Source organism: Mycobacterium sp. NGS51 (assembly GCF_059812525.1).
Window position 1 is genome coordinate 37,229 of record NZ_JCALCV010000017.1, and the last position, 13,462, is coordinate 50,690.

Sequence of the window (13,462 nt, forward strand, 5' to 3'; positions counted from 1 at the left end):
GCACGCTCGCGGCGGCCAGGACGACGGGTGGCTAGCGCGTCGACGGCAGCATCCGGCCGACTACCGCGGAGAACAGTCCCTGGTAACCCGAGCCGGTCGCGCGCACGATCAGGTCCAGCGCCTTGGCATCCGGGCCGACCAGCACCCGTGGCTTGTTCTTGCGGACCGCGGCCAAAATGATCCGCGCCGCTCGTTGCGGGCTGGTGAAGACAAGTCGGGTGTCGAAAAAGTGGGCCAGCTCATTGGCGTCTATCCCTTCGGCCGCCGTGGCGTTGCGGGCGATCGCGGTCTTGATGCCGCCGGGATGCACGGTGGTCACCTTCACCGGATGCTTGGCGAGTGCCATCTCCTGCCGCAAGGCCTCGGTGAAGCCGCGGACCGCGAACTTGGCAGAGTTGTAGGCAGCTTGGCCGGGAACCGAGAACAGCCCGAAGATGCTGGAGATATTGACGACGTGTCCGTCGCCGGAGGCGATCAGATGCGGCAGAAACGCTTTGGTGCCGTTGACGACTCCCCAAAAGTCGACGTCCATCACCCGTTCGATGTCCTTGAACTGGCTGACCTCGATATCCCCGGTGAATGCGATGCCGGCGTTGTTGTAGATCTGGTTCACCTTGCCGAAATGCTCGTTGACGGCATCGGCGTAGGTCAGGAAGGACTCGCGTTCCGCGACGTTGAGGCGGTCGGCTTTGACGGGTGCGCCGATGGCCTTGAGCCGCTCCTCGGTCTGCGCCAGGCCTTCGCTGTCGATGTCGCTGATCGCCAACTTGGCGCCCGAGCGGCCCAGCTCGATGGCTAGCGCCTGGCCGATGCCCGATCCCGCGCCCGTGACCGCGGCGACCTTGCCGGCAAAACCCTCCATGGATACTCCTTGTTCGTTGATTGCCGTCGAGGCTAGTCGGTACCCCCGGTACGGCCTATGCGGGCCTGGGTCGATGTGAGGACTTCGCGGACCCGATCGGGCCAGCGGCCGCTCATTCGACGACGACCACCAGCTTTCCGTTGGCTTCGCCGGCCTCCATGACCCGGTGGGCATCGTGGATCTCGTGGAACGAGAAGACCCGGGCCGGCGTCGCCTCGAGGCGGCCGTCGGCGACTTGCCGTGCGATGTCTGCCAACGGCACATCAGACAGCGGAAAGCCGGGCGTGCCGAAGACGAAACTACCGAAAAACGACAGGTACACGCCGCTGGCCATCTGCAGGAGCGGATTGAAGTCAGCGATCGGAGCCAGTCCACCCAACCATCCCGCCAGACAGGCGGTGCCGCCGCGGCGCAACATGTCGAGCGAATCAAGAATGGTGCTGTTGCCGACCAGATCAAGGACTGCGTCGAGTTGTTTGGCTTCGGCGATGTGCTGAGCCAAGTCGCGCCGTTCCAATTCCACGCGTTCGGCGCCGAGTGTTTCGAGCAGGCGAAAACGCTCACGGCTGCGGGTGGTGGCTATGACCCGCGCACCGGCGGCGACCGCCATTTTCAGTGCAGCCTGACCGAAAGATGAAGTCGCACCGCGGATCACCAGGGTTTGCCCGGCAGCGAGATTGAGGTTGCGAAACAGACATGTCCAGGCGGTCGCATAGGTTTCAGGCAGCGCAGCCAGTTGCGACCACGGCAAGTCGGACTCGATGAGCGCGACATTGCCGGCGCGCACGCGGGTGTATTCGGCATAACTGCCGTTGATGGTTCGCCCTAAGCCACCCATGAGTGCAGCGACTTTGGCACCCACCGGAAACTCCCCGCCGGGGCACGACTCGACGATGCCGACACATTCGATGCCACTTACTTCGGCGGCCTCTGCCCATTCTCCCCGGCGCATGTGCATCTCGGCGTGGTTGACACCGAATCCTTTGACCTGGATGACGACTTCGCCGTCTTTCGGTAGCGGTTTGGGGATATCGGTGTAGACCAAACTGTCCAGCCCGCCAAACTTCTCGAGGATGATCGCCCGCATGGTGGCTCCCCCCGGTTGCTCACGCACCACCGCCGGCGCCGTCGGCAGTTGGTCCGAGGCCGTCGGCAGTTGGTTCGGCGTCGGCGAACCGTGGTTGCCGGCAATCTCCATTGCTTTTCCTCTCGTCGGGGTGGCTTTCGGTACTGGAAAATCCGGCCGCAAGTATCCGGCCAGACACAGGCAAACCATTCCCATCGCTGCCACCGGCCATCTGACCGCGACCGCTGCCGCGGCGGCGAATACACCGATGGTGATGAACGATCGCATGCGCAGCAACCGGCGCATACGCGTCGGCACATCGTCACGAGCGGGCCGATCGACGGCTTCCCAGCAGAGTGCGAGGTAGGTGACATCGACGAACACGAACACAGCCGCATAGAGGACCATCGGGGCCGCGGCCAGCCTGCTGTCCGCGATCCATTCGGTGGTGAAGGGAATCAGCGAGACGGAGAAGAGATGGGCGAAGTTCGACCACACCAGCCGGGGCGTCGCCACTTCCGCGTAGCTGAGCACGTGATGGTGGTTGACCCAGACGATCGCGATGAAAAGGTAACTGACCACGTAGCTCAAACCTGTTGGCCATAGCGGTAATAGGGCACCGAAGGTGGCGCTGTCGGGCGGCTTGAGCTTTAGAACCAGGATCGTGATGAGGACCGCGAACACGGCATCGGAGAACAGCCTGAGCCGGTCTGGGCTGATTCTTCGCTCAGTCACCGCAGTCTCCGGCTTCATCCTGGTGCGATGGCCAGACGCTGGCGTCATCGAATACCAGCACTGCCGGCAAGCTCGGCATCGACGACGTGGTCACGCCGGGACGTGACCGCGTTCTTGCAGGGCCCAGGCATTGCCGTCAGGGTCCTGGAAGTCCGCAAAACTCGCATAGTCAGCGCGGCCCGGGTCGATGCCGGGGTGGAAGCCGCCGCGCCAGCCGCCGTTGGTGTCCTTGTGCCGGATCTCGCTGACGGTGACTCCGCGGTCCTCCAATTCCTGTCGAGACGCTTCGATATCGGAGACCACGAGGTAGAGGCCGCGAACCGAGCCCGCTGGTGCGTCGCTCAGTCCCACGCCGAATTGGATCGACGTTCCTGAACCCGCGGGTGTCAATTGAACGACCCGGAAATCAGCTGACGGGGCGTAATCGACGTCGAGGCTGAAGCCCACCTGGTCGCGGTAGAACCGCAGCGACCGATCGGGATCCGAGACCGGCAAAATCACGACTTCCAGTTGTGCCTTCATCGCCGAACCCTCAGACCGCGCTTTTCTGCAGGATTTCTTCGGGGTCCAGCCCGCGATCGATGCCGTGGGAGACCACGGTCTGACCGGGCTCGAGGTGCAGCTGGGTGCCGTCGAGGTAGACGTCGATCTTGTCGGGTTCAAAGGACACCAGGTTGCGCACTGCGGCCACCTCCGGCCAGGCGTTGACGTAAGACCATGCGGCGCGTTTGCGGTCCCCGATGTTGTAGTAGTTGGCCAGGCCTTTGTAAGGGCAGAAGGTCTGCCCGTCAACGGGATTCAGCGCTGCTTCATCAATGTCAGCGCGGGGCACGTACCAGCGCGGCGCAAAGCCGGACTCGTATAAGGCGAGCGGTGCCCGGGTATCGGCGATGACCTGATCACCGTGGCGCACCACCAGATGACGTGAGGTGTTGCGGACGTCGATGCGGTGGTAGAAGTCCGAGGCATGCCCGACGATGCGGTCGTCTTCTTCGTAGAAGGCGTCCATCGCCCGCCAGGCGAACGCTACCCGCCCGCCGAGAATATCGGCGTAGTCGGGTAACGCCGGGTAGTGCCAGGCGGCGTGATTGGCCACGTGCTCCGCTGCGTGAACGGAGAACCACTGCACATTGCCGAACTCGCGGTGCTGAGTGGTCCGGTCTTCATCGACGAGCGTGTCGGGGCGGATGTCGCGGTGGGGGAAGTAGGCCACCGGATAGCGGCCCGGCTCGTGCAGCAGCACCACATCTTCGCTGTCGGCGATCCATTCGTCGGCGAACCGCACACGCATCCGGCGGCGCAACGGCTCGGCATAGAGCAGTCGCTCCGGCAGTGGCTGCGGTGTGAGGAAGTGTCCTAATGAACCGGTGTTCAACGGCCCCTGTTGCCATGCCAAACCCATCGCATTTCCTTTCGTGCGCGGAAAGCTATTGCCGCGGAACGGCGTCCAAGACGCCAGCGAAGCGGTGTCAAAGATTGCCGGGTCGAGCTGTTGGAAGCGACGGATCGCAGGCCGACATGTGCTCCTCCCGGAATGGGATACCTAACCCAATATTATGAGTTATCTGCACAACGGTTGTCCAGCAGCAGAATGATCCCGTCTGAGCGACGCGACGAGGGTGCGAAAGTCAGGGTTCGGATGTTCGCGGCGCTGCGGCCGCCAGTCGGCCCGGCGCGAAAGAGCGCACGTAGTCGACGGCGGCATTGACCGCGGCGCGCAGCGGCTCTGCACTGCCGGTGGTGTAGGTCAGCATCGCCCCGCCCTGGTGCGCGGCAACCAGTGCGACGGCGAGATGTCGGGGGTCGGCGTCGGGGCGCAGGTCGCCCCGACGGCGCATCGCCGTGAGCCCGGCGCAAAACAGCGCGATCCATTGCTCGTAGCCGGTGGCGATGTCGTGGTGGACATCCTCGTCGGCTTCGATCAGCTCACCGGCCAGCGAACCATAAACACATCCGCCCCGCCGGTACACGGTGTCGGCGTCGGCCACGCAGGTGTCAGCCCAGGCCTGCAGCGCTGCAAGGCTGTCCAGCGGAGCCAGCGGGGGAGCGGTATGAAACGCCACGACATCATTGCGGCGGGCCGCAACGACCTGACGAGTCAGATCACGTTTATTTCTGAAGTAATGCGCGACCTGGGAGCCGCTGACGTCGGCGGCGCTGCGGACCTGATCGATACTGGTGCCCGCGATACCGCGTTCGAACATGAGCTTGGCGGCGGCGTCGACAATGCGAGCTCGAGTTGCCTGTCCCTTGCGGGTCAATCGCGAGTCGTCGGACACCATGGGCACGCCTTTGGCACGCGTCAATCGGGAGTTGTCACTGGTCGTCGGGTTCGCGACTGTACCGCCCGTCAGCCGGGCACCGGGTTGCGACGCGCGACGGCATGGCGGCTCAGTGTCTTTCGCGTCGCGTGCGGGGCCGGCGCGGTGGCCGGGCCGCCCGTTCCGCCGGATCGGCCGCGAACATCCGAAGATAGTTCACCGCGAATCGCACTGCGTCGGCGTGCGGCCAATCCTCGCGGTAAGTAAAGGTTAAGGTGGCGCCGCCCTGATGGGCAGTAACGATCACCAGCGCCAGTTGGCGCGCGTCGGCCTCGGCGACCAGAACGCCCTGATTCTTCAGCTGCTCGATCGCGCGCTCGAGCAACGCGACCCATTGCCGGTAGCCTGCCGCCAGCTCGTCGCGTATCGCGTCGTCGGACTTCGCGAGCTGGCCTGCGAGCGCATGGTAAGTCGGTGTCCCGGCATAGCCGATGCGCCGTAAGTGACGCATATTCAGGTCAATCCAGCGCTCGAAGTCCTGCAACGATGTCAGCCCGTGCAGCCGCGGCTGGCGGTGGAAGTCGAGCACCACGTTGATCTGGCGGGCGATGACCGCGCGCACCAACTCCTGCTTGTCGGCAAAATAATGGGCCAGCTGAGAGCCGCTGACCGACGCAGCCTTGCGTACGTTGTCCATAGTGAGCGTCGAGCATCCCGTGCGGATGATCAGTTCCGCCGCCGCGTTCACGATCCGGTCGCGGGTGGCGCGGCCTTTTGCGGTCAACCGTTCTCCGCCGGGCATCTCGGCGCTAACCATGTGCTCAGGCTAGCCGCTCCGCCCCGGGACTATGGGATATCCAACCCACTTGTCATCATCGGTCGGCGTCAGCTGCGGGTAGGTGCTTGGCGAGAAACCCTCGGATCAATTCGGTGACTTCGTCGAGCGCGGACTCCAGCAAGAAATGTCCGCCGTCGAGAAGATGGATCTCAGCGTCGGGTAAGTCGTCGGCGAAGGCGTCGGCGCCCGCTGGACCAAATATCTCGTCGCCGCGACCCCACACCGCCAGCAGTGGCACCCTGCTGGAGCGGAAGTACTCATGCAGCCGCGGATACAGCGGGGAATTGGTCGCGTAGTCGAGGAACAGTTTGAGTTGCACCTCGGCGTTGCCCGGCCGGGAGATCAATGCATAGTCGTGATACCACGATTCCGGGTCGACCAGTGTCTCGTCAGGAACGCCGGTGACGTATTGCCATCGGGTGGCGTCGAGGGTGAGAAACTGTCGTACCGCCGCCTCAGTTTCGGGATTCTGCGCAGAGTGGTAGTCCCACACCGTTTTCCAAAAACTTTCCACGAAGCCGGCGTCGTACCCGTTGCCGTTTTGACTGATGATCGCTGTGATCGCGGTCGGGTTCTCAAGGGCCAGTCGCCACCCGATCGGAGCGCCGTAGTCCTGCACATACATCGCATACCGATCGATGCCCAGCGTGCGCAGCAAGCCGGCGGTCAACTCGGTCAGGGCATCGAAGGTGTAGTCGAAGTCCGCGATGCCCGGCGCGTCGGAGAGCCCGAAGCCCAGATGATCGGGCGCGATCACGTGATAGCGGTCGGCCAGTGCGGGTATCAGTTGACGGAACATGTAGGAGCTGGTCGGAAATCCGTGTAAGAGAACCAGCGCCGGGGCGTCGGCGTCACCGGCCTCGCGGTAGAACAACCGGTGATCACCGATGGCGGCGTAGCGATGATGAACGCTCGGCATGAGCGATCCTCCTGGGTCGATTCGTCGAAGCGCTTTTGCGCGCCATTGTTCTGGGTTGCACATCCCAGTATGCACCATCGGCGGCGTTTCGCAATAGCGGCGTCAGTACCTGTTGACGCATTCGCCGAATCCTGCATATTCTGGGCGGGCCATCCCAATTTTGTCCCGAGGCTCGGAGGCGATCCGATGGCGGCGCTCAAGGTCGACGATGCGGTTTCGCGTGTACGCAAATCTGCGGAGCCAGCGGTGGCGCGGCTTGTGTCAGTCAATGTCGGCATGCCCAAAGACGTGCAATGGCGAGGCAAGACGGTGCACACCGGAATCTGGAAGGCCCCCGTGGACGGCCCGGTCATGGTGCGCCGGCTCAACATCGACGGCGACGGCCAGGGCGATCTTGCCGGACATGGTGGCGAACAACGGGCGGTGTTGGTCTATCAACTTGAGTCGTACGACTATTGGAAGGCCCACCTGCGCCGCGACGACCTTCGGCCGGCCCACTTCGGCGAAAACTTCACTATCCGTGGGCTCAGTGACCGGGACGTCTGTATCGGCGACCGATACCGCATCGGCGATGCTGAGTTTGAGGTTACCCAGCCACGCGTCACCTGCTTTCGGGTCGGCATGCGCCTCGGCGAACCCGACATGCCCAATCTGCTGGTGGCACATCACCGCCCCGGCTTCTACTTCCGGGTGATCACCGAAGGTCAGGTGCAAGCCGGCGACGCGATCGTGTTGACCCGGCGCGGCCCACACGAGCTCAGCGTCGCCGACGTCGACGCGCTGTTGTACCTACCCGACCGCGACATGGCCCAACTCCGCAAAGCCGTCGACGTGGCGGCACTCAGCCCGGGCTGGCAGCAGTCGTTCCATGACATGCTCACGCAGAGTTCGGGTGCGCCGGCGGCGCCGTCAACCGGCGTCGAACCCGGATGGACGGGATTCAGGCCGTTGCGCGTCAGCGCAATCGACCACGAGACCGCCGCGGTGTTGTCGATTCGGTTTGAATCCGACGACGACGCCGGGCTGCCGAGGCCGCTTCCCGGGCAGTACCTCACGGTGCGGATCCCCGCCGCGGGTGATCCACCGCCGATGCGCAGTTACTCACTCTCGGGTGACCCTGCAGCAAGCGACTACCGCATCAGCGTCAAACGCGAAGACCGCGGCCTGGTGAGTCGTTGGCTGCATGCCCATGTCAAAGTCGGTTCGATTGTCGAAGCGGCCGCCCCGCGCGGCGACTTCTGCCTCACCGACGGCAGCGCTCCCGTCGTCTTGATCTCGGCCGGCATCGGTGCCACTCCGGTGCTGGCCATGTTGCACGCTCTGGCCGCGGCCAACAGCAACCGCTGCATCAGGTGGCTGCACACGACACGCAACGCCGAGAGCCACGCTTTCGCAGCAGAAGTCACTGGTCTGATCACCTCGTTACCCGATGCTCGGCAATTCGTTTTCTACACAGCCGCCATGCAGGCCGACGACGGCGTCACCCTCGGTCATCTGGACCGGCAATCGATTGCCGCATTGAACCTACCCACCGACGCGGCTGTCTACCTCTGTGGCCCAGAGGCATTCATGGATGCCATGCGCGACGGGCTGGCTGCCTGCGGATTCAGTTCCGGGCAGGTCCACACCGAACTGTTCGGCGCATTGCCTGCCATCAACCCCGGCGTCGTCTCCGCGCCGAAGACCACACGCCCGCATCCGCCCCCGGGCGCCCCGGGGGCGGGCCCGGCAATCACCTTCGCGCGCAGCGGGCTCACCGTCCACTGGTCAGCGAATTACGGGTCCATTCTGGAGCTCGCTGAAACATGCGACGTGCCAACACGATTCGCCTGTCGAAGCGGCGTCTGCCACACCTGCGTCACCGGGATCGTCGCGGGCACGCCGGCCTACCTGCAACCGCCGCTGGAAGAGCCGCCGCAGGGGACAGTGCTCATCTGCTGCGCGGCGCCGCGTGACGACCTCGTCCTCGACCTGTGAGCAATGCTCGCCACGAGCGTGCGCAAAACACGCGATCGGCTCGGCGTGTCGTGCGGGGACACGCACGCTCGGCGCAAAGGCGTCAGTTCGGCGCAATAAAACTCAGCTGAAGGCCAGGTCGATGATTTCCTGCTGCTCGACGGCGTGCACCTTCGACGAGCCCGACGACGGCGCCGACATCGCCCGGCGCGAAATCCGTTTGATCCCGGTCAACTTGTCCGGCAGCAACTCGGGTAACTCCAAACCGAACCGCGGCCAGGCACCCTGGTTGGCCGGCTCCTCTTGCACCCAGAAGAATTCCTTGACGTCGGAATAGCGGTCCAGGGTTTCGTTGAGCCGTCGTTTAGGCAGCGGCGCCAGCTGTTCGATCCGCACAATCGCGACGTCGTCGCGCTCGTCCTTGGCCTTGCGGGCTACCAACTCGTAGTAGATCTTCCCGCTGGTCAGCAGGATGCGCCTGACCTTGCTCCGATCACCGTCGCCGTCCTCGTACGTCGGCTCCTCGAGCACCGAACGGAACTTGATCTCGGTGAAGTCCTTGATGTCGCTGACCGCGGCCTTGTTGCGCAGCATCGATTTCGGGGTGAAAACGATCAGCGGCCGCTGAATTCCGTCCAGCGCGTGCCGGCGCAATAGATGGAAGTAGTTCGCCGGGGTCGACGGCATCGCGATGGTCATCGACCCCTCCGCCCACAGTTGCAGGAAGCGTTCGATGCGGCCGGACGTGTGATCGGGACCCTGGCCCTCATGGCCGTGCGGCAGCAGCAGCACCACGTTGGACAACTGGCCCCACTTGGCTTCGCCGGAGCTGATGAACTCGTCGATGATCGACTGGGCGCCGTTGAGGAAGTCGCCGAACTGCGCCTCCCACATCACGACTGCGTCCGGGTTACCGACCGTGTAGCCGTATTCGAAACCGACGGCGGCGAATTCGGACAGCGGTGAGTCGTAGACCAGAAACCTGCCGCCGGTCGGACTGCCGTCGAGATTAGTGGCCAGCAGCTGCAGCGGGGTGAACTCCGCGCCGGTCATGCGGTCGATGATCACCGAATGCCGTTGGGAGAACGTGCCGCGACGGGTGTCCTGGCCCGACAGTCGCACCAGCTTGCCCTCGGCCACCAGCGATCCCAGCGCCAGCAGCTCGCCGAACGCCCAGTCGACCTTCCCCTCGTAGGCCATCTCCCGGCGCTTCTCCAGCACCGGCTTGACGCGCGGGTGCACGGTGAACCCCTCGGGAACGGCCAGGTGCGCGTCGCCGATCCGGGCCAGCAGCGACTTGTCCACCGCGGTGGACAATCCCGCCGGAATCATCTGATGAGACTCCACCGATTCGCTGGGTAGTGCGCCGTGCTTCTCCAGCTCGCGAACCTCGTTGAACACCCGCTCCAACTGGCCCTGGTAGTCGCGCAGGGCGTCCTCGGCTTCCTTCATCGAGATGTCGCCGCGGCCGATCAGCGCCTCGGTGTAGCTCTTGCGGGAACCGCGCTTGGCGTCGATCACGTCGTACATCGCCGGGTTGGTCATCGACGGGTCGTCACCCTCGTTGTGACCACGGCGGCGGTAGCACAGCATGTCGATGACAACGTCCTTGTGGAACTTCTGCCGGAAGTCCACCGCCAGCCGTGCCACCCACTCGCAGGCTTCGGGGTCGTCGCCGTTGACGTGGAAGATCGGCGCCCCGATCATTTTCGCGACGTCGGTGCAGTACTCGCTGGACTTGGAGTGCTCCGGTGAGGTGGTGAAGCCGATCTGGTTGTTGACGATGATGTGGATGGTGCCCCCGACCCGGTAACCGGGCAGCAGCGCCAGGTTCAGCGTCTCGGCCACCACGCCTTGCCCGGCGAAGGCGGCGTCACCGTGCAGCATCATCGGCACCACCGAGAACCCGCTCTCGCTGGTGCCCTTGTCGAGTAGGTCCTGCTTGGCCCGCACCAGCCCCTCCAGCACTGGGTCGACGGCTTCGAGGTGCGACGGGTTGGCGGTCAGCGACACCTGAATGTCGTTGTCGCCGAACATCTGGATGTAGACGCCGCTGGCGCCCAGGTGGTACTTGACGTCGCCGGAGCCGTGCGCCTGCGACGGGTTCAGGTTGCCCTCGAACTCGGTGAAGATCTGCGAGTACGGCTTGCCGACGATGTTGGCGAGCACGTTGAGCCGCCCGCGGTGCGGCATGCCGATGACGACCTCGTCGAGTCCGTACTCGGCGCACTGGTCGATGACGGTGTCCATCATCGGGATGACGGTCTCGGCACCCTCCAACGAGAACCGCTTCTGTCCAACGTATTTCGTCTGCAGGAAGGTCTCGAACGCCTCGGCGGCGTTGAGTTTGGACAGGATGTATTTCTGTTGGGCCACCGTCGGCTTGTCGTGCTTGACCTCGACTCGTTCCTGCAGCCACTGCTGTTGTTCGGGCTCGAGGATATGGGTGTACTCCACACCGACGTGACGGCAGTAGGCATCGCGCAGCACCGACAGCACGTCGCGCAGCTTCTTGTATTCCGCGCCGGCAAAACCGTTGACCTTGAACACCCGGTCGAGATCCCACAGTGTCAGCCCGTGCGTCAGCACGTCCAGGTCGGGGTGACTGCGGAACCGGGTGTTGTCCAGCCGCAGCGGATCGGTGTCGGCCATCAGGTGCCCGCGGTTGCGGTAGGCGGCGATCAATTCGATGACCCGTGCGGTCTTGTCGACGATCGAATCCGGATTGTCCGGGCGCCAGCGCACCGGCTCATACGGGATGGACAGTTCGCGGAAGATCTCGTCCCAGAAGCCGTCCGAGAGCAGCATTTCGTGGATGGTGCGCAGGAAGTCGCCGGATTCCGCGCCCTGAATGATGCGGTGGTCGTAGGTCGAGGTCAGCGTGATCAGCTTGCCGATCCCGAGTTCGGCGATGCGTTCGGCGCTGGCGCCCTGAAACTCGGCCGGGTATTCCATTGCGCCGACACCGATGATCGCACCCTGCCCGGCCATCAGTCGCGGCACCGAATGCACGGTGCCGATGGTGCCGGGATTGGTCAACGAAATCGTCACGCCGGCAAAATCTTCCGCGGTCAACTTGCCGTCGCGCGCGCGACGCACGATGTCTTCGTATGCGGTGACGAACTGCGCAAATCGCATACTCTCGCAGCGCTTGATGCCGGCCACCACCAACGAACGCTTACCGTCTTTGCCCTGCAAATCGATCGCCAGCCCGAGATTGGTGTGCGCCGGTGTCACTGCACTGGGTTTGCCGTCGACCTCGGCGAAGTGCCGATTGAGGTTGGGGAACTCTTTGATCGCCTGCACCACCGCATACCCGAGCAGGTGGGTGAACGAGATCTTGCCGCCGCGATTGCGTTTGAGTTGGTTGTTGATGACGGTTCGGTTGTCGATCAGCAGCTTGGCCGGGATTGCGCGCACGCTGGTCGCCGTCGGCACATCCAGCGACATGGACATGTTCTTGACGACTGCGGCGGCGGCGCCCCGCAGCACCTGGACTTCATCACCCTCGCCCGGTGTCGGGCCGGCCGGCTTGGCCGGCGCGACCGGTGCGCTGGCGGCGCCGTTGCCCGGCGCTGCGGTGGTGGTGGGTGGTGCAGACGGTTTGGGGCTCGGTGCAGGCTCTGGAGCGGTTGGAGCTGAGGTGGCCGGTTGCCCGTCACTCGTGGTCGGGGTGTCAATCGTCGGCTCGGGGTTGTAGTCGACCAAAAACTCATGCCAGCTCGGATCGACCGAGGAGGGGTCGTCCCGGAACTTGCGGTACATCTCCTCGACCAGCCATTCGTTCTGCCCGAATGGTGAACTTGTACTGCTCACGGCAGCTGCTCGCCTCGATTCCTCTGTCCGGCACGCGCGCCAAGCGACGCTTGCCACTCATTGCGCCGGGTGTACCGGCGCATCTGCCACCCGCGGCGGACCCGACCGCTTCCGCCCCATAAAGGCTAACTCTTTGCCGACGATCTGCCAGGCGCGCCGAGGACAGCCCGCCAATCGTGCATCGCCGGCTAGCCGGCTGCGTCGCGAACGGTCGGCAGCAGATGTAGCGTCACCGGCCACCGAGCGGGAGGCCCGCCGAACGCCTTACGGGTATTACCGACGATCTTCTTGCCGACCATCCGATTGCCGATCGCGCCGATGAGGGCACCGATACCGGCCGGCAGCAGTTTGCCGAACAGCAGAGCGCCGCGGCGAAGTGTGTAGCGCTTGACGGCGTACTTGAGCAGTCGCGAGTTCAGCTGCGACACCGCCGGCATCGGCAGCGACGCCACGCCGTCGGATAGCCAGGCTCCGCTGGTGCGGCCCGGGCCGATCAGCTCAGCGATGGCGTGCTTGCTGTCGTCGCCGACCAGCACAGCGAGCACCAGGGCGCGGCGCCGTTCCCGGTTTTCGGTGGGGATGCCATGTACCGTGGCCGTCGCCAACGCGAAGAATGCGGTGGCCTCGAGGAAAACCGCGGTTTCTCCGGCGGCCGCAGACAGCGCCGCCAGGGTGCCGATGCCCGGCAAGGCTGCTGCCGACCCGACCGCCGCACCGCTGGCGGTGACTGCGGCCAGGTAACGCTTCTCCAGCTTCGAGGCGATGGCGGCCGGATTGGCCCCGGGGTTTGTGCGGCGCAGCCGTTCCACGTAAGCCCTGGCCACCGGCTCCTGTGCCCGCGCGGTGCGTTCGATGACGTGCGCCAAAGCGCGCACCGATGCTTTTGGCTTGTTGTTGCCGGCGGTCTGGGGAATCCCCGCTGACCCGGTCCGTCGGGCGCTCATAGTGCCTCCGAATCCAGTGCCCGGCCTTCCCTCGGACCATTGCACGATCCGCATCGCTGCCGGAC

At 64.5% G+C, this 13,462-nt stretch carries 10 protein-coding genes and 1 pseudogene; 1 reads left to right on the forward strand and 10 read right to left on the reverse strand.

The features are described 5' to 3' along the window. Nucleotides 1-31: 31 nt before the first annotated feature. From AC5Y5W_RS19430 to AC5Y5W_RS19465, 8 genes and pseudogenes are all read right to left on the reverse strand, one after another. Nucleotides 32-862, reverse strand: a complete 831-nt coding sequence (locus AC5Y5W_RS19430; protein WP_500012057.1) for an SDR family NAD(P)-dependent oxidoreductase — start codon at nucleotides 860-862, stop codon at nucleotides 32-34. A gap of 112 nt (nucleotides 863-974) precedes the next feature. Further along, on the reverse strand, nucleotides 975-2,060 hold the full coding sequence (locus tag AC5Y5W_RS19435; protein ID WP_500022524.1) for a zinc-binding alcohol dehydrogenase family protein: 1,086 nt from the start codon (nucleotides 2,058-2,060) through the stop codon (nucleotides 975-977). A 333-nt stretch (nucleotides 2,061-2,393) separates the two neighbouring features. Continuing rightward, a pseudogene (locus tag AC5Y5W_RS19440) lies at nucleotides 2,394-2,711 on the reverse strand (TMEM175 family protein); the annotation flags it as partial. A 42-nt stretch (nucleotides 2,712-2,753) separates the two neighbouring features. Beyond that, on the reverse strand, nucleotides 2,754-3,185 hold the full coding sequence (locus tag AC5Y5W_RS19445) for a VOC family protein (protein WP_500022521.1): 432 nt from the start codon (nucleotides 3,183-3,185) through the stop codon (nucleotides 2,754-2,756). A 10-nt stretch (nucleotides 3,186-3,195) separates the two neighbouring features. Continuing rightward, nucleotides 3,196-4,065 (reverse strand): DUF427 domain-containing protein, encoded by an 870-nt coding sequence (locus tag AC5Y5W_RS19450; protein ID WP_500022522.1) that lies wholly within the window; start codon nucleotides 4,063-4,065, stop codon nucleotides 3,196-3,198. A 226-nt stretch (nucleotides 4,066-4,291) separates the two neighbouring features. Next, the gene (locus AC5Y5W_RS19455; RefSeq protein WP_500012063.1) at nucleotides 4,292-4,945 is read right to left on the reverse strand and encodes a TetR/AcrR family transcriptional regulator; all 654 of its coding nucleotides are present in this window, start codon (nucleotides 4,943-4,945) and stop codon (nucleotides 4,292-4,294) included. A gap of 109 nt (nucleotides 4,946-5,054) precedes the next feature. Continuing rightward, entirely contained in the window at nucleotides 5,055-5,741 is a 687-nt protein-coding gene (locus AC5Y5W_RS19460) for a TetR/AcrR family transcriptional regulator (RefSeq protein ID WP_500012065.1), read from the reverse strand. A 55-nt stretch (nucleotides 5,742-5,796) separates the two neighbouring features. Next, on the reverse strand, nucleotides 5,797-6,681 hold the full coding sequence (locus tag AC5Y5W_RS19465) for an alpha/beta fold hydrolase (protein WP_500012067.1): 885 nt from the start codon (nucleotides 6,679-6,681) through the stop codon (nucleotides 5,797-5,799). A gap of 246 nt (nucleotides 6,682-6,927) precedes the next feature. Between AC5Y5W_RS19465 and AC5Y5W_RS19470 the strand changes: the two genes are divergently transcribed. After that, on the forward strand, nucleotides 6,928-8,658 hold the full coding sequence (locus tag AC5Y5W_RS19470; protein WP_500012069.1) for an MOSC domain-containing protein: 1,731 nt from the start codon (nucleotides 6,928-6,930) through the stop codon (nucleotides 8,656-8,658). Between the two features lie 102 nt (nucleotides 8,659-8,760). Here AC5Y5W_RS19470 and AC5Y5W_RS19475 read toward each other — a convergent pair whose 3' ends face one another. Both AC5Y5W_RS19475 and AC5Y5W_RS19480 read right to left on the reverse strand, forming a co-directional pair. Then, nucleotides 8,761-12,453 carry a multifunctional oxoglutarate decarboxylase/oxoglutarate dehydrogenase thiamine pyrophosphate-binding subunit/dihydrolipoyllysine-residue succinyltransferase subunit gene (locus AC5Y5W_RS19475; protein WP_500012071.1) on the reverse strand — a complete coding sequence of 1,231 codons (3,693 nt, stop codon included), beginning with the start codon at nucleotides 12,451-12,453 and terminating at the stop codon, nucleotides 8,761-8,763. Nucleotides 12,454-12,641: 188 nt separating this feature from the next. Continuing rightward, entirely contained in the window at nucleotides 12,642-13,397 is a 756-nt protein-coding gene (locus AC5Y5W_RS19480) for a hypothetical protein (protein WP_500012073.1), read from the reverse strand. Nucleotides 13,398-13,462 lie beyond the last annotated feature (65 nt).

Coding starts and splice junctions, on each gene's coding strand:
- AC5Y5W_RS19430 (WP_500012057.1), bottom strand. CDS start 862: ATGGAGGGTTTTGCCGGCAAGGTCGCCGCGGTCACGGGCGCGGGATCG.
- AC5Y5W_RS19435 (WP_500022524.1), bottom strand. CDS start 2,060: ATGGAGATTGCCGGCAACCACGGTTCGCCGACGCCGAACCAACTGCCG.
- AC5Y5W_RS19445 (WP_500022521.1), bottom strand. CDS start 3,185: ATGAAGGCACAACTGGAAGTCGTGATTTTGCCGGTCTCGGATCCCGAT.
- AC5Y5W_RS19450 (WP_500022522.1), bottom strand. CDS start 4,065: ATGGGTTTGGCATGGCAACAGGGGCCGTTGAACACCGGTTCATTAGGA.
- AC5Y5W_RS19455 (WP_500012063.1), bottom strand. CDS start 4,945: ATGGTGTCCGACGACTCGCGATTGACCCGCAAGGGACAGGCAACTCGA.
- AC5Y5W_RS19460 (WP_500012065.1), bottom strand. CDS start 5,741: ATGGTTAGCGCCGAGATGCCCGGCGGAGAACGGTTGACCGCAAAAGGC.
- AC5Y5W_RS19465 (WP_500012067.1), bottom strand. CDS start 6,681: ATGCCGAGCGTTCATCATCGCTACGCCGCCATCGGTGATCACCGGTTG.
- AC5Y5W_RS19480 (WP_500012073.1), bottom strand. CDS start 13,397: ATGAGCGCCCGACGGACCGGGTCAGCGGGGATTCCCCAGACCGCCGGC.